This window comes from Mycolicibacter senuensis (genome assembly GCF_002101885.1).
In the GTDB taxonomy this organism is placed as follows: Bacteria; Actinomycetota; Actinomycetes; order Mycobacteriales; family Mycobacteriaceae; genus Mycobacterium; species Mycobacterium senuense.
Map to the genome: position 1 here is coordinate 1 of NZ_LQPS01000024.1, position 1,720 is coordinate 1,720.

The following is a 1,720-nucleotide window of genomic DNA, read 5'->3' on the forward strand; positions in this document are numbered from 1 at the left end:
GCTAACTGGCTGTAGGTCTTGTCAACTGGCGGTGGGTACAGGGGTTGACGACGCCGGAGCTGTAGCCCGACGTTGAGGGGTCTGAGCGTGATTAGTGTCGCCTGGAAGCGACGATGTGCCTGGCGCGCCTACGTTGACCTATGCGACCTCTAGCGGAAGGGTCATCTGGCGTCGTTCGGGCTGCGATGGGGGCGAAGGGCCGGTGCCAAGTTAGCATCGGCGTAACCCGAGGGTCCGCCATAACCGCCACGGCATCTGATCGGCCCTTCGTCGTCTCCAGGGTGCCACTGGGTCTTGGTGTTGGGAAGGGGGCTGACGGGGTTCCTTTCTGCTGGGCCGGCGCCGGGGGTTTGCGCGTTGACCCCCGGTCAGATCCAGTGAGCGGGGTCGTAACTGCTGTGGTCACGGACTAACGCATGGGCGATGCGGCAGGCGCGGTTTGCCAGCGCGCAAGCGATAATTCCGCCATGCTTGCCGCGCGATTTCAGTTCGGCGGCATAAGCTTTGGCGGCGGGTTCGGTAAGCCACAAGCCCATACCGAGGTCGATCAGGGCCCGACGCAATGCCACGCTGCCCTCGCGGCTGATCTTTCCGTTTCGGCGTTTGCCTGCCGATTCGTACTGCACCGGAGACAGTCCCGAGGCCCGGTAGATCTGTCGAGGCCCCGGCCAGCGGGCCGGGTCTCCAAGTGCGGCGGCGTAATTGGCTGCTCGGACCACACCCCAGCCGGGAACCGAGGTCAACGTCGCAAACGGACTGCGAGGGATCAGCATCGCCAGCTCGGCTTCGGCACCGCCGATTTGAGCATCCAAGCCGTCCAGCAGAACCACGTCGGTGGCCAGCACCCGCCGGGCCACAGCGCCGTCGCGAGTCGGTAACGCATCTCGGGCAGCTGCGACCAGACGCTCAGCGACCGGACGGCGCAGCCCGATACCGCGGGCGGCGGCGAACCGGATCAGCCTGCTCACACCGAGCGCCGACAATCGGGCGGGGTCGGTGAACTCGGCGGCGACCAGCCGGCCGATCTTGGTACCCAGCACATCGGGCAACGCACGCGTCAACCCCGGAAACGCGCGGTCGAGTTGCCCCAGCAGCTGATTCTTCGTCGCGGTTCGGGTAGTCACCCGCCGGGATCGGTGAGCGGCCCAGGCAGCCAGCTCGCCGAACAGCGCCCCGCGCTCGGTGATCACCTGCCCCCGCTGGGCCAACACCAGCTCGGTGATTGCCTCCAGGTCGATCGCATCGGTCTTGACCCGGCGCCGACCCGCGACACGGCGTTGCTCGGCAACGTGCCCGGGATTGAGTTCGAGCACCTCCCACCCGATCGGCCACCGATAGTCCAGCACCGGGCGGTGATAGTGGCCAGCCGCTTCGATGCCCACCTTGACCTGCGCACATGCTGGAATCAACGTGCTCACCTGATCAACAACCTTGACCAGGCCCGAGCGATTCATCGCGAACTCGACCGGACCCAACACCTGCTGACGGCCTCCATCGGTCACCGACAGCATCGCCGAGGTCTTGCCGACATCGACGGCAACGACAATCGTGGACGACGTGACTGGGGCAGGATGCACAGCCATAACAACACCTCCGGGGCGTGTCAGGAGAACCCGCATGCGCGAACATGCGGACCCTCGAAAGGAATCACTTACAGATCCCTTCCTGACACCTCCGGAGGTGTTTGTGAAGGACTACCCCGATCTATATCAACCGCCGC

The 1,720-nt window shown here is 65.3% G+C and carries 1 protein-coding gene; it reads right to left on the reverse strand.

Features of this window, described 5'->3' with window-relative positions; all coding sequences use genetic code 11:
* Positions 1-368: 368 nt before the first annotated feature.
* Complete coding sequence (locus tag AWC24_RS04875; protein ID WP_085082607.1) at positions 369-1,583, reverse strand: IS110 family RNA-guided transposase; 1,215 nt, start codon at positions 1,581-1,583, stop codon at positions 369-371.
* Positions 1,584-1,720 lie beyond the last annotated feature (137 nt).

What these genes read in the sequence shown, in the direction of transcription:
- AWC24_RS04875 (WP_085082607.1), bottom strand. Translation starts at nt 1,583, where the DNA reads ATGGCTGTGCATCCTGCCCCAGTCACGTCGTCCACGATTGTCGTTGCC.